Below are 23,282 nucleotides of genomic sequence, written 5' to 3' on the forward strand. Positions count from 1 at the left end.
AGATAAAATGAATATAACCGTAGGTGAAATTATTGGCAACTTTATTTTGATTGCCGGCTCCTTTCTTCTTTTAGTATTTCTCATTAAGAAGTTTGCCTGGGGCAATATTATCGGGATTTTAGATCAGCGTGCTCAAAAGATTTCAGACGATATTGACGGTGCGGAAGCGGCCCGTAAGAAAGCTGAAGACTTGGCGCAAAAGCGTGAGGAAGCTCTGGCAGGCAGTCGGGTCGAAGCAGTTTCTATCGTTGAGACTGCTAAGGAGACAGCTGAGAAGAATAAGGCTGGAATCCTAGCTAATGCAGCAGAAGAAGCAGGGCGCTTGAAGGCTAAAGCCAATCAGGAAATTGCCCAAAACAAGGCAGAGGCTATGAGCAGCATCAAAGGAGAAGTAGCCGACTTGACAGTAACTCTGGCCAGTAAGATTCTGAGCCAGGAGCTGGATAAGGAAGCTCAAAGCGAGCTCATTGACCGCTATATCAAACAGTTAGGAGATGCCTGATGGATAAGAAGCAATATGCAATCATTGAGAAATATGCTTTGCCTTTTGTTCAGACGGTCTTTGAAAAAGGTCAGCAAGAAGATGTTTTTGAAAAACTGAGTCAGATTAAGGTTGTTTTCGCGGAGACCGGCCTTGCTGACTTTTTGTCACATATCGGCATCAGTGACCACGAGAAAGAAAAGAGTCTGCGGCTCTTTCAAAACTCAGGCTCCCAGCTGCTTGATAATCTGATTGAAATTGTCATTCTCAATCATCGTGAGGACCTCTTTTATGAGATTGTGCTGGAGAGCCAGCACCAGCTTGAAAAGATCAGCAATGAGTTTGAGGTGACGCTGCGCTCTGTTCAGCCTTTGACAGCCAGTCAGAAGGAGAAGATTCGGCCGATTATTGAGCAGAAGATGGGGCTAAAAGTCCGTTCGCTCAAGGAAGAATTGGACAGCAGCTTGATTGGCGGCTTTGTCATCTCTGCCAATAACAAAACAATTGATGCAAGCATAAAACGTCAATTGCAAGTCGTAAAAGAAAAATTGAAATAGAAAGTGGTGTGAATTTTGGCGATTAACGCACAAGAAATCAGCGCTTTAATTAAGCAACAAATTGAAAATTTCCAGCCAAATTTTGACGTCACAGAAACAGGGGTCGTCACTTATATTGGTGATGGAATCGCGCGTGCTCATGGTCTGGATAAGGCTATGAGCGGAGAGCTCTTAATCTTTGAAAATGGCTCTTATGGTATGGCGCAAAATTTAGAGTCAACCGATGTTGGGATTATCATCTTGGGAGACTTTACAGACATTCGTGAGGGAGATACCATTCGCCGGACTGGTAAAATCATGGAAGTTCCTGTGGGAGATGCCTTGATTGGGCGGGTTGTTGACCCACTGGGTCGTCCTGTTGATGGACTTGGTGACATTGTCACGGACAAGACACGTCCGGTTGAAACACCAGCTCCGGGTGTCATGCAGCGTAAGTCAGTATCTGAGCCTTTGCAGACAGGTCTCAAGGCAATTGATGCCTTGGTTCCGATTGGCCGTGGCCAACGGGAGCTGATTATTGGGGACCGTCAGACTGGGAAGACGACCATTGCCATTGATGCCATCCTGAACCAAAAAGGTCAGGATATGATTTGTATCTATGTGGCGATTGGTCAGAAAGAATCTACCGTCCGTACACAGGTAGAAACGCTCCGTCAGTATGGTGCTTTGGACTATACGATTGTCGTGACAGCCTCTGCTTCACAGCCGTCGCCTTTGCTTTTCTTGGCGCCTTATGCTGGTGTAGCGATGGCAGAAGAGTTCATGTACAATGGCAAGCATGTTTTGATTGTCTATGATGACTTGTCCAAGCAGGCTGTGGCCTACCGTGAACTGTCCCTCCTGCTCCGTCGTCCGCCAGGCCGTGAGGCTTTCCCTGGAGATGTTTTCTATCTGCATAGCCGTCTCTTGGAGCGTTCAGCTAAGGTTTCTGATGAGCTGGGTGGTGGTTCGATTACAGCTCTGCCATTTATTGAAACGCAGGCAGGAGACATTTCGGCCTATATCGCGACCAACGTGATTTCAATCACTGACGGACAAATTTTCCTCAGCGACAGCTTGTTCAATGCTGGGGTACGTCCGGCCATTGATGCAGGTTCTTCTGTTTCACGGGTTGGGGGCTCAGCCCAAATCAAAGCTATGAAGAAAGTAGCTGGAACCCTGCGTATCGACTTGGCTTCTTATCGGGAGCTTGAGGCCTTTACTAAGTTTGGTAGTGATTTGGATGCGGCAACGCAGGCCAAGCTCAATCGTGGCCGCAGGACTGTAGAAGTCTTGAAACAGCCAATTCATGAGCCGCTGCCGGTTGAAAAGCAGGTCGTGATTCTCTATGCTTTGACCCATGGTTTCTTAGAGAGTGTGCCGGTAGATGATATTTTGCGCTTTGAGTCAGAATTATTTGCCTATTTTGATGCACATCAAGAAAGTATTTATGAAACCATTCGGACAACGAAAGACCTTCCAAGTGAGGAAGTCTTGGATGCTGCCATTACTGAGTTTATTGACCAGTCTAGCTTCAAATAAGAATAGAGGTGTCAGATGGCAGTTTCATTAAATGATATTAAAAATAAAATTGCATCCACGAAAAACACCAGTCAAATCACCAATGCCATGCAGATGGTTTCTGCTGCTAAGCTGGGAAAGTCTGAGGAGGCAGCCAAGAACTTTCAGGTCTATGCCCAGAAAGTTCGTAAGTTAGTTACGGATATGCTGCATGGCCACGAGGCAGAAAATGCTCGTCATCACTCGATGTTAATCAGTCGGCCAGTCAAGAAATCAGCCTATATTGTCATTACTTCTGACCGCGGTCTGGTAGGCGGTTATAACGCAACCATTCTCAAGGCTTTGATGGAGCTGAAAGCTGAGTACCATCCGACAGGAGAGGACTTTGAAGTCATCTGTATCGGAAGTGTCGGTGCTGATTTCTTCCGAGCTCGGGGGATTCAGCCAGTTTATGAGCTGCGTGGTCTAGCCGATCAACCTAGCTTTGATGAAGTTCGTAAAATCATTAGCAAGACCATTGAGATGTATCAGAATGAGCTCTTTGATGAGCTCTATGTCTGCTATAATCACCATGTCAACAGTCTGACCAGTCAGATGCGGGTGGAGCAGATGCTGCCAATCATTGACTTGGACCCTAATGAAGCTGATGAAGATTATACGCTGAATCTGGAACTGGAATCCAGTCGGGATTCTATCTTGGATCAACTACTGCCCCAGTTTGCAGAAAGTATGATTTATGGTGCCATTATTGATGCCAAAACGGCTGAGAATGCTGCCGGCATGACTGCTATGCAGACAGCGACAGACAATGCTAAAAAGGTCATCAGTGATTTGACTATTCAGTACAACCGCGCTCGGCAGGCTGCCATTACGCAGGAAATTACTGAAATCGTGGCGGGTGCAAGTGCCCTAGAATAAGGCCACAAATGAATTAGAAATTAAACGAGGGAAAAAACATGAGCTCAGGCAAAATTGCTCAGGTTATCGGACCGGTCGTAGATGTTGCGTTTGCTGCTGGAGACAAACTACCTGAGATAAATAATGCACTTGTAGTCTATAAAAATGATGAGAAAAAATCAAAAATCGTCCTTGAAGTAGCTCTTGAGCTTGGTGACGGTGTGGTGCGGACCATTGCCATGGAGTCGACCGATGGTTTGACGCGTGGTTTGGAGGTCTTGGATACTGGTCGTCCGATTTCTGTGCCGGTTGGTAAGGAAACGCTTGGCCGGGTGTTCAATGTCCTTGGGGATACTATTGACTTGGATGCGCCTTTTGCAGAGGATGCAGAGCGCCAGCCGATTCATAAGAAGGCACCGACCTTTGATGAACTATCGACTTCATCAGAAATCCTGGAAACAGGGATCAAGGTTATCGACCTTCTAGCTCCTTATCTGAAAGGTGGGAAAGTCGGACTCTTTGGTGGTGCCGGAGTAGGGAAAACAGTCCTGATTCAGGAATTGATTCACAACATTGCCCAAGAGCACGGTGGGATTTCTGTCTTCACAGGTGTTGGTGAACGGACGCGTGAAGGGAATGACCTCTACTGGGAAATGAAAGAGTCTGGCGTTATCGAAAAGACGGCTATGGTCTTTGGTCAGATGAATGAACCGCCAGGAGCTCGGATGCGGGTTGCTCTTACCGGACTGACCATCGCGGAATATTTCCGTGATGTGGAAGGTCAGGACGTGCTGCTCTTTATTGACAACATCTTCCGCTTCACGCAGGCTGGTTCGGAAGTATCTGCCCTCTTGGGCCGCATGCCTTCTGCCGTTGGTTACCAACCAACACTTGCGACAGAAATGGGACAGTTACAAGAACGGATTACCTCAACCAAGAAAGGTTCCGTTACTTCTATCCAGGCCATCTATGTGCCAGCGGATGACTATACTGACCCAGCGCCAGCGACAGCTTTTGCTCACTTGGACTCTACGACTAACCTAGAACGGAAATTGGTTCAGCTGGGGATTTATCCAGCCGTGGATCCATTGGCTTCCAGCTCGCGTGCCCTTTCACCTGAGATTGTAGGAGAAGAGCACTATGCGGTGGCAGCAGAGGTTAAGAGAGTCTTGCAACGTTATCATGAATTGCAGGATATCATAGCTATCCTTGGTATGGACGAACTGTCTGACGACGAGAAGACTTTGGTTGCACGTGCTCGTCGAATCCAGTTCTTCCTATCACAGAACTTCAATGTGGCAGAGCAGTTTACCGGCCAGCCAGGTTCTTATGTACCAGTAGCTGAAACGGTTCGTGGCTTCAAGGAAATCCTTGAAGGTAAGCACGATAAGTTGCCGGAAGATGCCTTCCGTGGTGTTGGCTCTATCGAGGATGTATTGGCCAAGGCTGAGAAAATGGGATTCTAAGAGGTGAATGATGGCTCAAATGACAGTACAAATCGTGACACCGGATGGTCTTATTTATGATCACCATGCTGCATTTGTTTCCGTAAAGACCATTGATGGTGAGCTGGGGATTTTGCCCCGCCATATCAATACCATCGCTGTTTTAGAAGTGGATCAGGTTAAGGTGCGCCGGGTTGATGATGACAAGCATATCGACTGGATTGCGGTCAACGGCGGAATCATTGAAATTGCAGACAATGTCATTACTATCGTGGCTGATTCAGCCGAGCGTGAACGAGATATTGATATCAGTCGGGCTGAGAGAGCTAAGCTCCGAGCTGAGCAAGAAATCGAAGAAGCACATGATAAGCATTTGATTGACCAAGAACGCCGGGCTAAGATTGCCCTGCAGCGGGCAATCAACCGGCTTAATGTCGGAACAAGAATCTAAGAAGCTATTCTTCTCTGGAGATAGAAGTCATCCTTCATCTGACGAGATTTGGTTTCATGAATACAAACTGAACACGTAAAACTGGGGCAGGAATGTCTCAGTTTTCTTTTCCAAAAAAAAGGACAGGACTGTTTAGTTCGTCTCTTACTCGGGTCTTGTGGTATAATAAAAGTTATGGTAGAAGTTGTTTTTAAATTATGCAGTCATTTGCTCTTTATTTTCTTTGCCTTTCATCTGCTGTCAACGGTTGTTGAGTGGGAGAGGTTTTTCAAGGTTCATGCCGATAATGCCATGAAGATTCGCTTTTTGATTCTCTTGTTTAGCATTGCCGTGGGCTATCTGGTCAGCCTTTTCTTCATTGGTATTTACGATATGAGCCGGGCGATTTTTAACGGTACTTTATAAGGTCATATTTTTGATTTTATGGTATGATAGTATGGATGATTTTAAAAATTTAGAGTAAGGAATCGGTATGGAAAAAATTATTATTCAAGGTGGAGATAATCGCTTGGTCGGAAAGGTTAAGATTGAAGGAGCAAAAAATGCGGTCCTGCCTCTCTTAGCAGCGACAGTATTGGCTAGCGAGGGCCAGTCTGTTTTGAAAAATGTTCCGGTCTTGTCCGATGTCTTTACCATGAACAATGTGGTCCGCGGTTTAAACACTCAGGTGGATTTTAATCAGGAAGAAAATACAGTTGTTGTGGACGCCACTCAACCTCTGTCAGAGGAGGCGCCATATAAATACGTCAGCAAAATGCGGGCGTCTATCGTTGTTTTGGGGCCAGTTCTGGCTCGTAATGGTCATGCTAAAGTTTCTATGCCAGGCGGCTGTACGATTGGCAGCCGGCCTATTGACCTGCACCTGAAGGGCTTAGAAGCCATGGGCGCTCAGATTACCCAAACAGCGGGTTATATCGAAGCGAAGGCAGAGCGGCTCAAGGGAGCTCACATATACATGGACTTTCCTAGTGTAGGAGCAACGCAAAACATCATGATGGCTGCAACGCTGGCTCAAGGCACAACAGTGATTGAAAATGCTGCTCGGGAGCCTGAAATTGTTGACCTAGCCCTCTTTTTAAATGAAATGGGAGCCAAGGTCAGAGGAGCAGGTACTGAGACTCTGACCATTGTTGGAGTTGATCGGCTGCGCGGTGCCAAGCATAATGTGGTTCAAGACCGTATTGAAGCAGGAACTTTTATGGTTGCTGCAGCTATGACCAGCGGTGACTTGCTGATTGAGGATGCCATTTGGGAGCACAACCGTCCCCTGCTTTCCAAAATGCAGGAAATGGGAGTGGAAGTGACAGAGGAAGATGAAGGGATTCGGATTCGTTCCGATGTTTCGAAGCTGAGACCGGTTTCGGTCAAGACCCTTCCTTATCCGGGCTTCCCTACGGATATGCAGGCTCAGTTTACGGCGCTGATGGCTATGGCAAAGGGCGAGTCTACGATGATTGAGACCGTCTTTGAGAACCGCTTCCAGCATCTGGAGGAAATGCGTCGGATGGGGCTGCACTCTGATATCATGCGTGATACAGCTCGCATCTGGGGCGGTGGCAGTCTTCAGGGGGCTGAAGTCATGTCAACAGACCTCCGAGCCAGTGCGACTTTGATTCTGATGGGCTTGATTGCTGAAGGCGAGACTAAGGTCAGTAAGCTCGTACACTTAGACCGAGGCTACTATAAATTCCATGAGAAATTGGCAGTCTTGGGAGCCAAAGTGAAGCGTGTAAAGGAAGAAGACAATGAGTGAAAATCTTAAATATTTAGGCCGGCAGATTGGCCTTGTTCTGTTGGTTCTCCTGGTAGCAGTGATTCTCTTTTTCGTGTCTCTGATGATTGGCTATAACATTATCGGAAACGGTAAGGGCTCAGTTTTTTCACCAGAAACCTGGCAAGAATTAATCGGGAAGTTTACTGGAAACTAGCTCCTAGTCGAAAAGACTGGCTGAAATGAATCCAGTTTGCTAAGTTGAAAGAAAGAAGATGAAAAGAAAGACTAGTCAGAAAAGGAATTCTAAGAGCCTGCAAGGCTGGGCTGGGCTGACTCTGGCCTTGATTTTGGCTCTGGCTGGCTATTTCTGGGGACAGGAAGGTCAGCAGCCACTTCAGAGCCCAAATTCAGAAATCAGAGTTGGGCAAGTCCAAGATCAGGGCACCCCTAGTCAGCAACTGGCTGAGAGCGTTCTGACGGATGCTGTCCGAGCTCAACTCAAAGGCAGCATTGAATGGAATGGAGCTGGCGCCTTTATAGTGAATGGGAATAAGACGGACTTGGATGCAGGGATTTCTAGTAAGCCCTACGCTGACAATAAGACCAAGCTTGTTCAAGGGCAAACCCTTCCGACGGTAGCGAATGCCTTTTTATCCAAGTCAACCCGCCAGTACAAAAAACGGGAAGAAACTGGAAATGCCAACACTTCATGGGTACCGGCAGGCTGGCATCAACTCAAGAACCTCCCTGGTGAGTACAATCATGCTGTGGACCGAGGACATCTCTTGGCCTATTCGCTGACCGGTGGTTTGAAGGGTTTTGATGCTTCTACCAGCAATCCTGCCAATATCGCTGTGCAGACAGCTTGGTCCAACCAAGCCAATGAAGCGGATTCGACAGGGCAGAATTACTATGAGACAAAGATCCGTAAGGCTTTGGATAAGAACAAACGGGTGCGCTACCGGGTAACCTTGATTTATGCCACGGAGACTGATTTAGTACCGGTTGGGTCACATTTAGAGGCCAAGTCCAGCGATGGTAGTTTGGAATTTAATGTCTTTATCCCGAATGTGCAAAAAGGGATTCGCCTGGACTATAATAGTGGCAGGGTCAGTCTGGATAGAGGTTCTTAATTTTATACTCAAAAATGGATTTGCAAAGAGTATTCAATAGTATGAAAAGAAATGGTTGCAAATTTGTAGTCATTTTCTTTTATACTAATAGTATAGAAAAAGGCGAATTTTTCAGTCTTCTTTAAGAAAGCGGTGGTAAAATCAACGTTCTCTTACAATCTAGTAAAGGAGGTTGCGATGGGACTTATTTTTAAAAGCATCCGGTTCCTCATGCGTCTGATTGGGCGCGTGGTTTGGGGACTTGCCTGGTCCTTTGTCCTGAGCTTTATGGTTATTGTCGGAATTTTCTATTTTACCACTTCGACAGAACCGGGTACAGAGGGACTGACGCAGGCTGTTCAGACAGCTGTTGGCAGAGTGGATCAATTTTTAAATCACCAAGGCATTTCCACGGGGCTTCACAGCAGTGAGGAGACGCAGACGGATCAGCTGACAGATGAGCATGCAACAACAGGGGCTCGTTGGGATCAGCCAAGCGCCACAATTTATATCGATACAAATAATGAAACCTTCCGTTCAGCCTATAAGGAGGCCATTGATTCTTGGAATCAAACAGGTGCCTTCACCTTTCAAATCATCAATGACAAAGACAAGGCGGACATTGTTGCGACGGAGATGAACGATGGCAACATCAGTGCAGCTGGTGAAGCTGAGTCGCAGACCAATCTCCTAACTAAGCGGTTTACCCATGTCACGGTTCGCCTTAATAGTTACTACCTGCTGGACAGTCGCTATGCCTATTCTCATGAGCGGATTGTCAATACAGCAGCGCACGAATTGGGCCATGCTATCGGATTAGACCATAATGAGGAGGAATCAGTGATGCAGTCAGCAGGCTCATTTTACAGTATCCAGCCGACAGATATCCAGGCTGTAAAAGACTTGTATCAATCGTAAGCCTATGTTAAAATCTATTTTTTATTTGATTCGACACTTTCCAGAGCAAGTTTTTCTCTTTGTTTTTAACTCAGGAATCTTTGTCTGGTTATGGAAAAGCGGCAATGAGATTGCCAACCAGCTAGGAGTGACAGCGGCTTGGGAAAATCATGTTCCAGCGCCCATTCAGGTCTTCTTCGGACAGAATATTGAGGCGGTTCAGGGATTTTTTCACAATTCCGCCTTTATGTGGCTAGTCGGATCTATGATTATCCTTCTGGTTATTCGTCTGATCAAGGGAATGATTAAATTTGTTGTCTTTGCGCTTCTGATTCTGCTGGGAATTTATCTGATTTTGCAGAATCAATCTATTCTCAATAGTTTTATGTAGAGGCTGGGACAAAAGTCCTAGCCTCTCAATTGTCTTTGGATTGTCGAGCAAGACGCAGTGGTTGAGTTGGCTCTACTACGCTGATTTCATCAGCTTTTACAGCCCTACTCAACTGTGCGGAGGTGGGACGACGAAATCGAATTCTAACGAATTACCGATTTCTGTCCCACTCTCTTTTTCTTTTGGGGAGCTGAGTTCGCTTTCTCTTGAATTCTGATAGCTGTGCTTCTGGAAATCTGCTATAATGGTCTTATGATTATTTTACAAGCAAGCAAGATTGAGCGCTCTTTTGCAGGGGAGCTTCTTTTTGACAATATTAACCTGCAGGTGGATGAGGGTGATCGGATTGCCCTCGTCGGTAAAAATGGAGCTGGGAAGTCAACCCTGCTCAAGATTTTGGTGGGCGAGGAAGAGCCCACTTCTGGTCAGATCAATAAAAAACGAGACCTGTCCCTGTCCTATCTGGCTCAGGACAGCCGCTTTGAGTCGGAGAATACCATCTACGACGAGATGCTGCTGGTCTTTGATAGTCTGCGTCAGCAAGAAAAACGCTTGCGGCAGATGGAGCTGCAAATGGGAGAATTGTCAGGGGGAGAGCTGACTGCTCTCATGACCCAGTATGACCAGCTGTCAGAGGACTTTCGCCAGAAAGGTGGTTTTACCTACGAGGCCGATATTCGAGCGATTTTGAATGGCTTCAAGTTTGACCAGTCCATGTGGCAGATGAAGATTTCTGAGCTTTCAGGCGGGCAGAATACCCGTCTGGCGCTGGCTAAGATGCTGTTGGAAAAGCCAGAGCTGCTGGTACTGGACGAGCCGACCAACCACTTGGATATTGAGACCATTGCCTGGCTGGAGACTTACTTAGTCAACTACAGTGGTGCCTTGATCATCGTCAGCCACGACCGCTATTTCCTAGACAAGGTTGCGACCATCACGCTGGACTTGACCAAGCATTCCTTGGATCGCTATGTGGGCAATTACTCTAGCTTTGTGGTCCAAAAGGAGCAGAAGTTAGCCACTGAAGCTAAGAACTATGAAAAGCAACAGAAAGAAATCGCTGCGCTGGAGGACTTTGTCAATCGCAACCTGGTCCGGGCCTCTACGACCAAGCGGGCCCAGTCCCGCCGCAAGCAGCTGGAAAAGATGGAGCGTTTGGACAAGCCGGAGGCAGGCAGTCGCTCGGCTAATATGACTTTCAAAGCCGATAAAGTTTCAGGAAATGTCGTTCTGACTCTGGAAGATGCGGCTATTGGCTATGGCGAGGAAGTCCTGTCGGAGCCAATTAACCTTGACATTCGCAAGTTTAATGCGGTAGCTATTGTCGGGCCAAATGGAATTGGAAAGACGACCTTGATTAAATCACTAATCGGTCAAGTGCCCTTCATTAGAGGCAAGGAGCAGCTGGGGGCTAATGTGGAAGTGGGCTACTATGACCAGACCCAGAGCAAATTGACTCCCAGCAATACGGTACTTGACGAGCTATGGAATGACTTCAAGATGACGCCAGAGGTCGAAATTCGCAATCGCTTAGGCGCTTTCCTCTTCTCGGGAGACGATGTCAAGAAGTCTGTCGGCATGCTATCAGGTGGAGAGCGGGCGCGGTTGCTTCTAGCAAAGCTGTCTATGGAAAACAACAACTTCCTCATCCTAGACGAGCCGACCAACCATCTGGACATTGACAGCAAGGAAGTGCTGGAAAATGCCCTGATTGACTTTGACGGCACCCTGCTCTTTGTCAGCCATGACCGTTACTTTATCAATCGTGTAGCCACACAGATTATCGAACTTTCTGAAACAGGCTCCACCCTTTATCTGGGTGATTATGACTACTATCTTGAGAAAAAAGCAGAGCAGGAAGCCTTGCGTGAGGAGACGGAGCAGACTAGTCCTGACAAGCCAGCACCTGCCAATGACTATCAGCTTCAAAAGGAAAACCAGAAAGAACAGCGTCGTTTGGCCCGTCGCCTAGAACAACTGGAAGCGCAAATCGAGGACTTGGACAGCCAGATTAGTCAGCTTCAGGAAGCCATGCAGGCAACCAATGACGCTAGCGAACTCATGGAGAGCCAGCAACAAATCGACCAGCTGACCGCTGCCCAAGAAGAAGCCATGCTAGAATGGGAAGAACTGGCAGAGAAGGTGTAGAAGGAGCCAATCGAACCTGCGCAAAGATGCCTAGTTTCCGTGTAAAATGAGCTCCCCAGAGCTCATAATGCTTAATTCACATGTGAAATCAGCTAAAAAAGAGTAAAAAACGAATTTTTACATGTGCTCTGAGATTTTTTCGAGGAAAAGAAAGCATTCTTCATGCAATCTAAGTTCTTTTAAAGACAAGTCAGTCCGTCAGATTTTCTGAAAAGCTATTTTGGAGCAAAATGACTCTGTCAGATTTTCTGACGGTTGGTCTGAGAGCAAATCCCGAACTTTCTATTTTCTGACGAGTTCTTTTAGCAGAATTTGCCTTTTCTGATTTTCAGACGATAAGATTTTGACGAAAATAGCGTCGTTTGAAAATAAAATCCGAATAAGGGGCGGTGAAGATAGTTTTGAAAGAGCGACTAGGGAAGCGAAACAGCAATTAAAGGAATTGAAGTGGTAAACAAATGGAAAATTTAGGCAAAGTTTTTCGTGATTTTCGTTTAAATGGACATTATTCATTGAAGGAAGCGGCGGGTCAGGTTTGCTCGACCTCTCAGCTGTCTCGTTTTGAGTTGGGTGAGTCGGACATGACTCTCTCGAAATTTTTAGATCTCTTGGATAATATTCATGTGACTCTTGAAAATTTTATGGATAAGGCTCGGAATTTCCAGCAGCATGAGCACGTGGCTATGATGGGTCAGATTATCCCTCTTTACTACTCAAATGACATCAAGGGATTTCAAGACTTGCAAGCGGAGCAGTTGGAAAAGGCCAAGGCCAGCAACGCGCCTCTTTACTATGAACTGAATTGGATTTTGCTGCAGGGCTTGATTTGTCAGCGAGACAGGCAGTTTTGTATGAGGCAAGAGGATTTAGATAAGGTGGCCGATTATCTCTTTCAAGTGGAAGACTGGACCATGTACGAGCTTATCCTCTTTGGCAATCTCTATAGTTTCTATGATGTGGACTACGTCTACCGTCTGGGCAAGGAAGTCATGGAGAGGGAGAACTACTACAAAGAAATCGGTCGCCATAAGAAATTAGTCTTGATTATAGCGCTCAATTGTTACCAGCATTGTTTGGAAAGTTGTTCTTTTGATAAGGCTAGTTATTTTGAGGCTTACATAGAGAAAATCATTGGCAAGGGCATCAAACTCTATGAACGCAATGTATTCCTCTATCTCAAAGGTTTTGCGGCTTATCAGAAGGGACATAATAAGCAGGGAACCAAGCAAATGCAGGAAGCCATGCATATCTTTGAAGTGCTGAATTTACCAGAGCAAGTTGCCTATTATCAAGAGCATTTCCATAAGTTTGTAAAAGTATAATTTCCCAAATATGGGAAAAACAAAGAACCTCCCTCTATTCCTGATACAATAGTTTCAGAAATGGAAGGAGGTATTTTTATGAATCGACAGGCTGCACAGCTGATTACACGGGCTGCTATTAATAAAATTGGAAATATGCTCTATGACTATGGAAACAGCATCTGGCTTGCTTCTTTGGGAGCTCTGGGACAGACGGTCTTGGGCATTTATCAGATATCAGAGCTAGTCACTTCCATCTTATTCAATCCTTTTGGGGGAGCCATTACAGACCGTTTTTCCAGACGTAAGGTGCTGATGGTAACGGACTTGATTTGCGCTGGTCTTTGTCTGCTGATTTCCTTTATCTCTAATGACCGACTCATGATAGGGGCGCTGATTTTTGCTAATGTGGTCCAGGCTATAGCCTTTGCTTTTTCTAGGCCAGCTAATAAGTCCTACATCACAGAGATTGTGGACAAGGAAGACATCGTAGTCTACAATTCTCATCTGGAATTGGCCTTGCAGGTTATCAGTGTCTCAGCTCCAGTTCTGTCTTTTATCGTGATGCAGTATGCAAATCTGCGCGTGACCCTTCAGCTGGATGCCCTTAGCTTCTTTCTGGCTTTTGCCTTGGTTTATTTTCTGCCCAATCATGGGCCAAGCAAGCAGAAATCTCCTATTAATCTTGGCAATATCCTAAGAGATACCAAGGAAGGTTTAGTTTATATCCGTCAGCAAAAAGAAATTTTCTTTCTGCTTTTGGTAGCTTCTGCAGTCAACTTTTTCTTTTCGGCTTTTAATTATCTATTGCCTTTTACCAATCAGCTCTACGGCAAGACCGGCTCTTATGCAACTATTTTGAGTTTGGGAGCTGTAGGCTCAATCATCGGAGCTATTCTAGCTAGCAAGGTTAAGGCCAGTATGGGCAATTTACTTGTAGCTCTGCTATTGACTGGTGTTGGAGTCGCAGTCATGGGCGTCTCTGCCTTGCTACCTGTTCATCCATATTTTTCTTATTCTGGAAATCTTATTTGCGAGCTCTTTATGACTGTGTTCAACATTCATTTCTTCAGCCAGGTTCAGACCAAGGTGGACAAGCAGTATCTAGGCCGCGTTTTCTCAACGATTTACACGCTGGCCATTCTTTTCATGCCTCCTGCGACTTTTCTGATGACTCTTCTGCCGAGTGTCCGCACCCTTTCCTTTCTTCTGATTGGTTCCGGAGTGATGGGATTGGCTTTGATTTCTTACCTTTACCAGAAGAGAATACAAAAAGACTAGGCTGGATTTCCAACCTAGTTTTCTGTATGGGAATTTTTAAGTGCTTCTTTTGTTTTCTTAAGCTCTTTTTTCAGCGAGAAGTTTTTTAACATGCTGATGAGAAAGGTCGTGACAGAGCCTAGGAGCACTGAGACCAAAATCAATATGATTAAGGGAAGTCTGAAGCTGAACAAGATAAAGCTAACATTGACGCTCTGCATATTGGCCAAGGAAATACTGGCCACCAATAGAATAGTAATTAAAAGCAGGATATAATGCAATTTTTCTTTCATAGTGATTCTCCTGTTTATCTATTCAAACTCAGCCTTGCTTTTGATATCTCCGTATTCTTCTGGGATTTCTTGGGCAAGGATATCTTCATAAGCAGCCAGTTTAATATCTGAGCCATACTTATTTTTCAGAGCGGTAGTCACCAGACGGTAGGCCAAGTTTGCATTGCGGGACAAGATGGGACCATGGAAGTAGGAGCCAAAGACATTCTTATAGTGGACGCCTTCATTGCCGTCTTCTTGGTTGTTGCCATTTCCATAGACGACTTTGCCCAGAGGTTTTTCGTCGTCAGAGAGGAAAGTCCGTCCTTGGTGATTTTCAAAGCCGTAGTAGGTTTCATCGAATTCTTCATTATGGATCTTGATGTCACCGATATAGCGGTTATTGGTCTGGTTGAGGGTGTAGTGGCCCATGATGCCCAGGCCTTCGATTCGACGGCCAGAAGCTTCGATATAGTATTGGCCTAAGAGTTGGAAGCCACCGCAGATAGCTAGCACTACGCCATTTTCATTGATAAAGCTTTCCAAAGCTTCTTTTTTAGCTGGCAAGTCACGAGCCACGATTGTTTGCTCATAGTCTTGGCCTCCACCAAAGAAGACGATGTTGTAAGCATCCTTGTCAAAGTCATCTTCTAGAGAGACGATATCGACTTCAACCCTAGCACCTAGCTTTTCAGCCACATACTTGAGCATGAGAACATTGCCGTTATCGCCGTAGGTATTCATGAGATTGCCATAGAGGTGGGCAACTTTAATATCGTAACGGTAATCCTGGTTTTCAGGAGAAGTGAGGGATCTGTAAACCATTAGTTCATCTCCTTTCTGACTACTTGTCGTTCTGCCAGTAGATCACGGAATTCCAGCATAGCAGTATAAGTTGCTAAGATATAGGCATGCTTGGTTTCTTGCTGCTCAATGGCCTTAAATACTGCTTCTAAATCTTTGACTTCAGTAATCTGATCTGCTGGATAGCCCGTTACCCGCAGTCGACGAGCAATCTCAGAGTGGCGCACACCACCTGCAATGACATGAGGAATTTCCATCTCTAAAATCTTCTCAAAATCAGCATCCCAGATCCAGCTGGTATCAATGCCGTCCGCATAGTTGGCGTTGAGCAGGACGGACAAACTAAAGTCAAAGGGTGCAAGTCCAATCATATCTAAAGCTTGGGTCGCTCCAACAGGATTTTTAATCAAGACTAAGGTACATTCCTTATCGCCGATTTTGAAAGTTTCCTGACGGCCAAAGACAGCCCGGCTCTTGTCAAAGCCAGCCTTGATAGTAGCCGGCTCGACACCAAAGAACTGAGCTACTGACACTGCTGCAAGAGCGTTATAGATATTGTAGAGACCGCCGATATTGATCTGATAGTCTTGTTCATCAATGGTAAAGGCAGAGCGGTTATGCTCAAGTGTTTTGAGAGCGGTCAGGCTGTAGTCAAGCTTAGGACGCTTGAAGTCACAGTCCTCACAGATATAAGCTCCCAGATTGGCATAGGTGTTGAGCTCGTATTTGAGGATATGCTCGCACTTGGGACAGAGGATGCCTTCAGTATTGTAGTGAGCGAGCTGAGCCTGATCTTTCTCGGTGTCAAATCCATAGTAGCAGACAGGATTCTTCAGGCTGACCGAGTTAAAGAGGGGGCTGTCGCCATTCATCAGTACAGTCGCTTCAGGCACTTTAGCTGCAGCATCCAGAATCATCTGGTAGGTCGTGTAGATCTCACCATAGCGATCCATCTGGTCTCGGAAAATATTGGTAAAGACGAAGAGGCTAGGCTTGATATAATCACAAATCCGAGATAGGCTGGCTTCATCTATTTCCAGAACAGCGATATTTTTGCCAGATTTGCCTTTCTTAGCGGTTAGGAAGGTTGTGGTAATCCCCGTAATCATATTGGCACCGCTGGGATTGGTCACCACTTCTCCGAAGGCTTCCTTGAGAATGCCTACTGTCAGAGCTGTAGTCAGGGTTTTACCATTGGTTCCGGTAATAACCACGACCTCATAGTTCTTTGCTAGGTTCTGTAAAATATTTTTATCAAATGTCAGGGCAACTTTCCCTGGCAGGGTTGATCCACGTCCCATTTTGCTGAGAACAAAGTGGGAGGACTTGCCTGCCAAGAGGCCCAATGCTGTATTTATCTTCATAAGAAATATTTTATCATAAAAAAGTAAAGAAGGTTACAGAAAAATATTGACAAACGTGATATAATGGGTTGGTAAGTCTTTAAGCATTAAGACCCACTGTAAAATAAAAAGAGAGAAGTTAATTGAGTGAACTCTAATTACAAGATAAAATCAGGCTGTGACTAGATTTAATAAGTTCGATTTGTTGCTACAGCTGTTTGATTTTGCTTGTAGAGGAGTAGGAAGTCTAAGTATGAATTTTCAACAACTAACCAATCTCCAATATTGGGCCAGTTTGTTTTCTGACCCTTGGAGGATTGTAATTAATATTATTGACGTCGCTATCGTCGCATGGATTCTATATTATCTAATCAAGGCCATTGCTGGTACGAAGATTATGATTTTGGTCCGCGGTGTGCTCTTCTTTATCTTGGCACAGTTTTTTGCCAATATCATCGGCTTGACCACCATTTCTTGGTTGATTAATCAGGTCATCACATACGGGGTCATTGCGGCTGTGGTGATTTTCTCGCCTGAGATTCGGGCAGGATTAGAAAAGCTTGGCCGTGCAACAGATATTTTTTCTGCGACGCCCATCAGTAACGAAGAAAAAATGGTTCAGGCCTTTGTCAAATCTGTTGCCTATATGAGTCCGCGGAAAATCGGGGCTTTGGTGGCCATTCAGGGAACCCGTACCTTGCAGGAGTACATTGCAACAGGGATTCCTTTGGATGCAGATGTGTCCGGAGAGCTGCTAATCAACATTTTTATCCCCAATACGCCATTGCACGATGGAGCTGTCATTATAAAAAACAATAAGATTGCAGCTTCCTGTGCCTACCTGCCTCTGACAGAAAGCAGCGGCATCTCTAAGGAGTTTGGAACCCGGCACCGCGCAGCTATTGGCCTGTCTGAAGTATCCGATGCGTTTACTTTTGTCGTTTCAGAAGAAACTGGTGGTATTTCCACTACGCACAATGGAATTTTCAAGCATGATTTGACTCTGGATGAGTTTGAGACAGAGTTGAGAAAGGTCTTCTTATCAGAGCAGGACAAGTCAGCAGGTTTGAAAAAACGCTTCATGGGAGGATGGAAGAAATGAAAAAACGTAAAAAAATTCTTTATATCATCTCTTCGTTTTTCTTTGCCCTAGTGCTTTTTGTCTATGCAACCTCTAGCAGTTATCAAAACAATACTGGAGTTCGACAGGTCACATCTGAAACTTATACCAATACGGTTTCCAATGTGCCAATTGACATCAAATATGACAGCGAGAATTACTTTATCAGCGGCTTTACTTCTGAAGTTTCCGTCGCCCTAACAGGCTCCAACCGGGTCAATCTAGCCAGTGAAATGCAGGAAAGTACTCGGAAGTTTCGAGTTGTAGCTGATCTTTCTAAGGCTACAGAAGGAACAGTAGAAATTCCGCTAAAGGTTGAAAACCTGCCAAGCGGTCTGACTGCTACAGTCACTCCACAGAAGATTTCTGTTAAGATTGGTAAAAAAGCCAGCAAGAAGGTTGAGGTCCGCTACCTCATCACAGACAGTCAGGTGGCTGAAAATGTGTCTATCAGTGGTGTAACCTTGGAAAACAAGGAAGCTACAGTGACCAGTGACGAGGAGACCTTGTCTAAGATTGAATATGTCGTAGCTATTCTCCCAACCAATGTCATTATCACTGGCAACTATAGCGGGACAGCGCCGCTGCAGGCTGTTGATGGTCAGGGAAATGTTATGCCAAGCGTGGTGACACCATTTGAAACGACTATGCGTGTCAACACTAAAACAGCAGACAACTCTGGCTCGTCCTCCTCTAACAGCAGCTCAAATACGAGCTCATCAAATAAAAACTAAATAAAATTTTGAAAATAAACTTGGATTAAAGCGGTCTGCCTTGCTTGCAGCCTAAATCTTTACATTCAGGTCTTATGAAAGGAAACTATTTATAATGGGTAAATACTTTGGAACCGATGGTGTTCGCGGAGAAGCAAATGTGGAATTAACACCGGAATTGGCCTTTAAACTTGGCCGCTTTGGTGGTTATGTTCTGAGCCAGCACGAAAGTGAAGTTCCTCGGGTCTTTGTTGGCCGTGATACTCGAATTTCAGGAGAAATGCTGGAAAGCGCCTTGGTTGCAGGACTTTTGTCCGTTGGAATTCATGTATATAAACTGGGTGTCATTGCAACGCCTGGTGTAGCTTATTTGGTTAAGTCAGAGAAGGCCAGCGCGGGAGTCATGATTTCTGCCAGCCACAATCCAGCTTTGGATAATGGGATCAAATTCTTTGGTGGTGACGGCTATAAGCTGGATGACGAGCGTGAATTGGAAATCGAAGCTTTGCTGGACGCAGCTGAAGATACCTTGCCACGTCCAAGCGCCGAAGGTTTAGGTGACTTGGTTGACTATCCAGAAGGGTTGCGCAAATACCAACAATACTTGGTTTCAACTGGCTTGGAACTAGAAGGAATGCATGTGGCCTTAGATACGGCCAACGGTGCGGCTTCTACCAGCGCCCGTCAGATTTTTGCAGACCTTGGAGCACAGTTGACGATTATCGGAGAAAATCCAGACGGCCTCAATATCAATCTGAATGTTGGCTCTACGCATCCAGAAGCTCTGCAGGAGGTTGTCCGTGAGTCTGGTGCAGCGATTGGTCTGGCCTTTGATGGAGATAGCGATCGCTTGATTGCTGTGGATGAGAATGGCGAACTAGTAGATGGTGACAAGATTATGTACATCATCGGTAAGTATCTGTCTGAGAAAGGTGAGTTAGCGCAGAATACCATTGTTACGACTGTCATGTCCAATCTAGGCTTCCATAAGGCTTTGGATCGTGAAGGTATCCAAAAGACTGTGACAGCAGTTGGTGACCGCTATGTAGTAGAGGAAATGCGTAAGAATGGTTATAATCTAGGTGGCGAGCAGTCTGGACATGTTATCATCATGGACTACAATACGACAGGTGACGGTCAGCTTTCAGCTGTGCAATTGACCAAGGTCATGCAGGAAACTGGTAAGAAGCTATCTGAATTGGCTGCTGAAGTAACCATCTATCCGCAGAAACTGGTCAATATCCGTGTGGAAAACAGCATGAAGGATAAGGCGATGGAAGTTCCAGCTATCAAGACGGTGATTGAAAGAATGGAAGCCGAAATGGCTGGCAATGGCCGGATTTTGGTTCGCCCGAGTGGAACTGAGCCTCTGCTGAGGGTCATGGCTGAAGCACCAACTGACGAAGAAGTAAATTATTATGTAGATACCATTGCCAATGTTGTTCGAGATGAAATTGGAATAGACTAATAAACGTAAAGAAACTGAGACATAACGTCTTGGTTTTTTACATTTATGTGAATATTTAAACACTTTGATACAAAATGTTGATAAATTGCAATACTCTTGGTATAATAAGCTATGAAAGGAGCATAAAATGAAAGATAAGAAGACGATCATTCTTAAAATTTTAATCTTGTTAACGGCTATTGTTACAGGTATTGGTTTTGCTGCTAGGACTCAGGCTGCTGAGGTAACAGACTATACTCAACAAACCAGTATCACTAAAAATGGTGTGCCATTAACAAGTGACTCAACAGTTATGACCAATGAAACTCTGTCTGTAACAACTAGTTTCACATTCCCGTCATCTCAAACTATCGCTGAAGGGGACACCCTCACTTTCTCACTGCCACAGGAATTAACCCTGATTACTCCCTTAAACTTCCAAGTATCTGATGTTGTCAATCACAAGGGAGAAGTAGTCGGAAAAGCCCAAGCGAATCCAGCGAATCAAACGGTTACGGTAACTTTCAGTAATTACTTTACTAATTACACCGAACAAAAAGAAATGTCCCTGACTTTTAATGTACGAGTTAATAACGACAAGGTGCAAAATTCAGGGCCGATTTCCTTCAAATTTGGCCAGACAGATTTTTCTTTCCAATACGAAAAGGTAGAAGGAACTGCTGGTGAATATGAAATGAAATATGGTTACCAAGACAGTAGCGATCCAAAGATTGTCAAATGGCGCATTATCCTGAATGCAAGACAGGACATGCTTCGCAACATGGTGATTTCAGACAACTTTGGCGATGGTCTGACATTGGTACCAGGTACATTGCGCGCAGTTCGTTATGCTCCTGTAGAAGGTGGTATCCGCAATGAAGCGCACTTGCTGACTCTGCCTGTTTTGGATAACTTCACTAATAAGGCGGTTCTTTCGCAAAATGCTAATGGTGATGTTAATGGCTTTACCATCAACTTTGGTGATAACTACAACTGGCCAATGTACATCGAGTACTCTACTCGCGTACCAGATGGTGTTCAAGTAGGCGATGTGGTTAACAACACCTTGTCTTGGACAGCAAAAGGCTTCCCAGAGCGCAGCATTACTAAGTCAGTCCGTTTGGAAGACGGTTCTGGTAAAGGAAGCGGGTTGTTGGCAAAAGATGTAATGATTAAAGCTCAGAAAAAGCTTGTTAACAAAAAATTAGAAAAGGGACAGTTTACCTTTGGTCTCTTTGATGAAAACGGTAACTTGCTTCAAACTGTTACCAATGAAGCAGACGGCTCTATTAACTTCAAGGCCTTGAACTACAGTGCTGCTGGTACTTACCGCTACAGCATTAAGGAAATCCCAGGAAACGATCCTAACTACGTCTATGATGACAAGGAAGCACAGCTGACAGTTACTGTAACAGGTGTTAATGGTGAGCTTTTGGGCTCTGTCAAGTATGACTTGGATCCGGTCTTTACAAATACCTATAGAGGTAATGATCCAGGCAAGTCAGTTCAGCCACCAACTCCTGGCAATAACAACAATCCAAACAACAACCCAAATAATAATCCAAATAACACCCCAGGCAATGGTAACAATACCCCTGGTAACAGTTCCGACAATCCAAAGGGTGGAACAGACAATCCAGGGAATGGAAATAACAATTCAAACAATGGTACCAATGATCCGGGTGCTGCAGGAGGCAACAAAAAAGTTCTGCCTAAGACTGGTCAAGAAACGACACTTTGGCTGTCACTTGCAGGTTTGGCAATCTTAGTTGGCTTTGGAAGCTATGTCTTTTTTCAAAAGAAGACTAGATAAGATTCAAAGGTTTTAAGAGTTTTCTCTTAAAACCTTTTTGCATGGTTTTCCATTTGAAAAAACGGAGCAATCGTGTTAGAATAGACCTAGTAATTTTTAAAGGATAGAGGTGTTATCGTGGCTTTTGGAGATAACGGACAACGCAAAAAAACAGGATTTGAAAAATTGACGATGCTGGTCGTGATTATCATGCTCATCGTGACAGTTGGAGCTATCTTTGCTTCCGCTCTCAGTGCAATCTTTTAATCCAAACGCTTCAGGGCGTTTTTTTAGACTAGAAAAAGAGAATAGAAAAAATGAGTATGTTTTTAGATACGGCCAAGATTCAAGTTAAGGCTGGCAATGGTGGTGATGGCATGGTGGCCTTTCGCCGTGAAAAATATGTTCCTAACGGTGGTCCTTGGGGCGGTGATGGCGGTCGTGGCGGCAATGTTGTTTTTGTCGTAGACGAGGGCCTGCGCACCCTGATGGATTTTCGTTACAATCGCCACTTCAAGGCTCAGTCTGGTGAAAAGGGCATGACTAAGGGCATGCATGGCCGTGGTGCTGAGAACTTGATTGTTCGAGTGCCGCAGGGGACGACAGTTCGTGATGCAGAGACTGGCAAGGTGCTGACGGACCTGGTAGAAAATGGTCAAGAATTTATCGTAGCGCGTGGTGGCCGAGGCGGTCGTGGAAATATCCGCTTTGCGACGCCTAAAAATCCTGCTCCAGAGATTTCTGAGAATGGAGAACCAGGTCAAGAACGGGAGCTTCTGCTGGAGCTCAAGGTACTAGCAGACGTTGGTCTGGTCGGCTTCCCTTCTGTCGGAAAATCCACTCTGCTCAGCGTCATTACAGCGGCTAAACCTAAGATTGGTGCTTATCATTTTACGACCATCGTGCCTAATCTAGGCATGGTTCGCACTCACTCTGGAGAGTCCTTTGCAGTAGCAGATCTACCAGGTTTGGTTGAGGGGGCCAGCCAAGGGGTTGGACTGGGAACCCAGTTTCTCCGTCATATTGAGCGGACACGGGTCATCCTGCATGTCATCGATATGTCAGCAAGTGAGGGACGTGACCCTTATGAGGACTATCTAGCTATCAATAAAGAGTTGGAATCCTATAATCTTCGCCTCATGGAGCGCCCGCAGATTATTGTCGCTAACAAGATGGACATGCCTGATAGTGCTGAAAATCTCAATATATTCAAAGAGAAATTAGCGGCTAATTATGATGAGTTTGCTGACCTACCGCAAATCTTCCCCATTTCCAGTCTTACTAAGCAGGGACTTGCGACCCTCTTGGATGCGACCGCAGAATTACTGGATAAGACGCCAGAGTTCTTGCTTTACGATGAGTCTGAAATGGAAGAAGAAGCTTACTATGGCTTTGACGAAGAAGCACCAGCCTTTGAAATTTCTCGTGATGATGATGCGACTTGGGTGCTGTCAGGTGACAAGCTGGAGAAACTCTTTAATATGACCAACTTTGACCGTGATGAGGCAGTTATGAAATTTGCCCGTCAACTTCGTGGTATGGGCGTTGATGAAGCACTTCGCGCTCGCGGAGCTAAGGATGGAGATCTGGTTCGCATCGGCAAGTTCGAGTTTGAATTCGTTGACTAAGGAGGCTTG

The 23,282-nt window shown here is 45.3% G+C and carries 24 protein-coding genes; 21 read left to right on the top strand and 3 right to left on the bottom strand.

All coding sequences use genetic code 11. The annotated features are described in order from the left end of the window. Positions 1-7: 7 nt before the first annotated feature. From atpF to RG608_RS04770, 15 genes are all read left to right on the top strand, one after another. Positions 8-502 (top strand): F0F1 ATP synthase subunit B, encoded by a 495-nt coding sequence (gene atpF, locus RG608_RS04700; RefSeq protein WP_002906932.1) that lies wholly within the window; start codon positions 8-10, stop codon positions 500-502. Next, positions 502-1,038 carry a F0F1 ATP synthase subunit delta gene (locus RG608_RS04705; RefSeq protein ID WP_308946607.1) on the top strand — a complete coding sequence of 179 codons (537 nt, stop codon included), beginning with the start codon at positions 502-504 and terminating at the stop codon, positions 1,036-1,038. The genes atpF and RG608_RS04705 overlap by 1 nt, the downstream gene beginning before the upstream one ends. Positions 1,039-1,053: 15 nt before the next feature. Further along, positions 1,054-2,559, top strand: coding sequence for a F0F1 ATP synthase subunit alpha (atpA, locus tag RG608_RS04710; protein ID WP_308946608.1), 1,506 nt, complete (start codon positions 1,054-1,056; stop codon positions 2,557-2,559). A 15-nt stretch (positions 2,560-2,574) separates the two neighbouring features. Next, positions 2,575-3,456, top strand: coding sequence for a F0F1 ATP synthase subunit gamma (locus tag RG608_RS04715; protein WP_002895995.1), 882 nt, complete (start codon positions 2,575-2,577; stop codon positions 3,454-3,456). 38 nt (positions 3,457-3,494) lie between these two features. Continuing rightward, entirely contained in the window at positions 3,495-4,901 is a 1,407-nt protein-coding gene (gene atpD / locus RG608_RS04720) for a F0F1 ATP synthase subunit beta (RefSeq protein ID WP_002895993.1), read from the top strand. A gap of 7 nt (positions 4,902-4,908) precedes the next feature. Beyond that, on the top strand, positions 4,909-5,331 hold the full coding sequence (locus RG608_RS04725) for a F0F1 ATP synthase subunit epsilon (RefSeq protein WP_308946609.1): 423 nt from the start codon (positions 4,909-4,911) through the stop codon (positions 5,329-5,331). A 174-nt stretch (positions 5,332-5,505) separates the two neighbouring features. Next, positions 5,506-5,736 (top strand): DUF1146 family protein, encoded by a 231-nt coding sequence (locus RG608_RS04730; RefSeq protein ID WP_308946610.1) that lies wholly within the window; start codon positions 5,506-5,508, stop codon positions 5,734-5,736. 67 nt (positions 5,737-5,803) lie between these two features. Then, positions 5,804-7,084: a UDP-N-acetylglucosamine 1-carboxyvinyltransferase gene (murA, locus tag RG608_RS04735; RefSeq protein ID WP_308946611.1), complete on the top strand. Its 1,281-nt coding sequence runs from the start codon at positions 5,804-5,806 to the stop codon at positions 7,082-7,084. Beyond that, the gene (locus RG608_RS04740) at positions 7,077-7,259 is read left to right on the top strand and encodes a DNA-directed RNA polymerase subunit beta (RefSeq protein ID WP_002895988.1); all 183 of its coding nucleotides are present in this window, start codon (positions 7,077-7,079) and stop codon (positions 7,257-7,259) included. Before murA ends, RG608_RS04740 begins: the two co-directional genes overlap by 8 nt. A gap of 58 nt (positions 7,260-7,317) precedes the next feature. Continuing rightward, positions 7,318-8,178 (top strand): DNA/RNA non-specific endonuclease, encoded by an 861-nt coding sequence (locus RG608_RS04745; protein ID WP_308946612.1) that lies wholly within the window; start codon positions 7,318-7,320, stop codon positions 8,176-8,178. A gap of 177 nt (positions 8,179-8,355) precedes the next feature. Next, positions 8,356-9,075: a matrixin family metalloprotease gene (locus tag RG608_RS04750; RefSeq protein WP_002904157.1), complete on the top strand. Its 720-nt coding sequence runs from the start codon at positions 8,356-8,358 to the stop codon at positions 9,073-9,075. A gap of 4 nt (positions 9,076-9,079) precedes the next feature. Further along, positions 9,080-9,445 carry a hypothetical protein gene (locus tag RG608_RS04755; RefSeq protein ID WP_002910181.1) on the top strand — a complete coding sequence of 122 codons (366 nt, stop codon included), beginning with the start codon at positions 9,080-9,082 and terminating at the stop codon, positions 9,443-9,445. 252 nt (positions 9,446-9,697) lie between these two features. Further along, positions 9,698-11,593: an ABC-F family ATP-binding cassette domain-containing protein gene (locus tag RG608_RS04760; protein ID WP_308946613.1), complete on the top strand. Its 1,896-nt coding sequence runs from the start codon at positions 9,698-9,700 to the stop codon at positions 11,591-11,593. 458 nt (positions 11,594-12,051) lie between these two features. Next, entirely contained in the window at positions 12,052-12,915 is an 864-nt protein-coding gene (locus RG608_RS04765; RefSeq protein ID WP_308946614.1) for a MutR family transcriptional regulator, read from the top strand. A 78-nt stretch (positions 12,916-12,993) separates the two neighbouring features. Beyond that, positions 12,994-14,175 carry an MFS transporter gene (locus RG608_RS04770; RefSeq protein WP_308946615.1) on the top strand — a complete coding sequence of 394 codons (1,182 nt, stop codon included), beginning with the start codon at positions 12,994-12,996 and terminating at the stop codon, positions 14,173-14,175. 14 nt (positions 14,176-14,189) lie between these two features. On the opposite strand, the gene RG608_RS04775 is transcribed toward RG608_RS04770, so the two are convergent. Genes RG608_RS04775 through murT form a run of 3 tightly spaced genes read right to left on the bottom strand, consistent with a single transcriptional unit; the run spans position 14,190 to position 16,594 of the window. Next, on the bottom strand, positions 14,190-14,447 hold the full coding sequence (locus RG608_RS04775; protein ID WP_308946616.1) for a LapA family protein: 258 nt from the start codon (positions 14,445-14,447) through the stop codon (positions 14,190-14,192). 18 nt (positions 14,448-14,465) lie between these two features. Beyond that, complete coding sequence (gene gatD, locus RG608_RS04780; protein WP_308946617.1) at positions 14,466-15,251, bottom strand: lipid II isoglutaminyl synthase subunit GatD; 786 nt, start codon at positions 15,249-15,251, stop codon at positions 14,466-14,468. After that, the gene (gene murT, locus RG608_RS04785; RefSeq protein WP_308946618.1) at positions 15,251-16,594 is read right to left on the bottom strand and encodes a lipid II isoglutaminyl synthase subunit MurT; all 1,344 of its coding nucleotides are present in this window, start codon (positions 16,592-16,594) and stop codon (positions 15,251-15,253) included. The genes gatD and murT overlap by 1 nt, the downstream gene beginning before the upstream one ends. 232 nt (positions 16,595-16,826) lie before the next feature. On the opposite strand from murT, the gene cdaA reads away from it, so the two are divergent. The 6 genes from cdaA to obgE all read left to right on the top strand — a co-directional run bounded on the left by cdaA (position 16,827) and on the right by obgE (position 23,273). Beyond that, positions 16,827-17,675, top strand: coding sequence for a diadenylate cyclase CdaA (gene cdaA / locus RG608_RS04790; RefSeq protein WP_308946619.1), 849 nt, complete (start codon positions 16,827-16,829; stop codon positions 17,673-17,675). Beyond that, positions 17,663-18,427 carry a YbbR-like domain-containing protein gene (locus RG608_RS04795; protein WP_176693545.1) on the top strand — a complete coding sequence of 255 codons (765 nt, stop codon included), beginning with the start codon at positions 17,663-17,665 and terminating at the stop codon, positions 18,425-18,427. Before cdaA ends, RG608_RS04795 begins: the two co-directional genes overlap by 13 nt. A 94-nt stretch (positions 18,428-18,521) precedes the next feature. Next, the gene (glmM, locus tag RG608_RS04800) at positions 18,522-19,874 is read left to right on the top strand and encodes a phosphoglucosamine mutase (RefSeq protein WP_268686467.1); all 1,353 of its coding nucleotides are present in this window, start codon (positions 18,522-18,524) and stop codon (positions 19,872-19,874) included. A gap of 127 nt (positions 19,875-20,001) precedes the next feature. After that, on the top strand, positions 20,002-21,666 hold the full coding sequence (locus tag RG608_RS04805; protein ID WP_308946620.1) for an Ig-like domain-containing protein: 1,665 nt from the start codon (positions 20,002-20,004) through the stop codon (positions 21,664-21,666). 117 nt (positions 21,667-21,783) lie between these two features. Next, the gene (locus tag RG608_RS04810; RefSeq protein ID WP_002895969.1) at positions 21,784-21,912 is read left to right on the top strand and encodes a DUF4044 domain-containing protein; all 129 of its coding nucleotides are present in this window, start codon (positions 21,784-21,786) and stop codon (positions 21,910-21,912) included. A 50-nt stretch (positions 21,913-21,962) separates the two neighbouring features. Beyond that, a complete protein-coding gene (obgE, locus tag RG608_RS04815) occupies positions 21,963-23,273 on the top strand; it encodes a GTPase ObgE (protein ID WP_308946621.1) in 1,311 nt (436 codons plus the stop codon). Positions 23,274-23,282 lie beyond the last annotated feature (9 nt).

It is taken from the genome of Streptococcus sp. IsoGale022 (genome assembly GCF_031142805.1).
GTDB classification, from domain to species: Bacteria; Bacillota; Bacilli; order Lactobacillales; family Streptococcaceae; genus Streptococcus; species Streptococcus sanguinis_A.

Bases quoted from the DNA above. Each gene is read 5' to 3' on its own strand.
- RG608_RS04805 (WP_308946620.1), top strand. From the start codon at position 20,002: ATGAAAGATAAGAAGACGATCATTCTTAAAATTTTAATCTTGTTAACG.
- gatD (WP_308946617.1), bottom strand. From the start codon at position 15,251: ATGGTTTACAGATCCCTCACTTCTCCTGAAAACCAGGATTACCGTTAC.
- RG608_RS04705 (WP_308946607.1), top strand. From the start codon at position 502: ATGGATAAGAAGCAATATGCAATCATTGAGAAATATGCTTTGCCTTTT.
- obgE (WP_308946621.1), top strand. From the start codon at position 21,963: ATGAGTATGTTTTTAGATACGGCCAAGATTCAAGTTAAGGCTGGCAAT.
- RG608_RS04775 (WP_308946616.1), bottom strand. From the start codon at position 14,447: ATGAAAGAAAAATTGCATTATATCCTGCTTTTAATTACTATTCTATTG.
- RG608_RS04745 (WP_308946612.1), top strand. From the start codon at position 7,318: ATGAAAAGAAAGACTAGTCAGAAAAGGAATTCTAAGAGCCTGCAAGGC.
- glmM (WP_268686467.1), top strand. From the start codon at position 18,522: ATGGGTAAATACTTTGGAACCGATGGTGTTCGCGGAGAAGCAAATGTG.
- RG608_RS04740 (WP_002895988.1), top strand. From the start codon at position 7,077: ATGAGTGAAAATCTTAAATATTTAGGCCGGCAGATTGGCCTTGTTCTG.
- RG608_RS04770 (WP_308946615.1), top strand. From the start codon at position 12,994: ATGAATCGACAGGCTGCACAGCTGATTACACGGGCTGCTATTAATAAA.
- RG608_RS04725 (WP_308946609.1), top strand. From the start codon at position 4,909: ATGATGGCTCAAATGACAGTACAAATCGTGACACCGGATGGTCTTATT.
- murT (WP_308946618.1), bottom strand. From the start codon at position 16,594: ATGAAGATAAATACAGCATTGGGCCTCTTGGCAGGCAAGTCCTCCCAC.
- RG608_RS04750 (WP_002904157.1), top strand. From the start codon at position 8,356: ATGGGACTTATTTTTAAAAGCATCCGGTTCCTCATGCGTCTGATTGGG.
- cdaA (WP_308946619.1), top strand. From the start codon at position 16,827: ATGAATTTTCAACAACTAACCAATCTCCAATATTGGGCCAGTTTGTTT.
- RG608_RS04795 (WP_176693545.1), top strand. From the start codon at position 17,663: ATGGAAGAAATGAAAAAACGTAAAAAAATTCTTTATATCATCTCTTCG.
- murA (WP_308946611.1), top strand. From the start codon at position 5,804: ATGGAAAAAATTATTATTCAAGGTGGAGATAATCGCTTGGTCGGAAAG.
- atpD (WP_002895993.1), top strand. From the start codon at position 3,495: ATGAGCTCAGGCAAAATTGCTCAGGTTATCGGACCGGTCGTAGATGTT.
- RG608_RS04730 (WP_308946610.1), top strand. From the start codon at position 5,506: ATGGTAGAAGTTGTTTTTAAATTATGCAGTCATTTGCTCTTTATTTTC.
- RG608_RS04765 (WP_308946614.1), top strand. From the start codon at position 12,052: ATGGAAAATTTAGGCAAAGTTTTTCGTGATTTTCGTTTAAATGGACAT.
- atpF (WP_002906932.1), top strand. From the start codon at position 8: ATGAATATAACCGTAGGTGAAATTATTGGCAACTTTATTTTGATTGCC.
- RG608_RS04755 (WP_002910181.1), top strand. From the start codon at position 9,080: ATGTTAAAATCTATTTTTTATTTGATTCGACACTTTCCAGAGCAAGTT.
- RG608_RS04715 (WP_002895995.1), top strand. From the start codon at position 2,575: ATGGCAGTTTCATTAAATGATATTAAAAATAAAATTGCATCCACGAAA.
- RG608_RS04760 (WP_308946613.1), top strand. From the start codon at position 9,698: ATGATTATTTTACAAGCAAGCAAGATTGAGCGCTCTTTTGCAGGGGAG.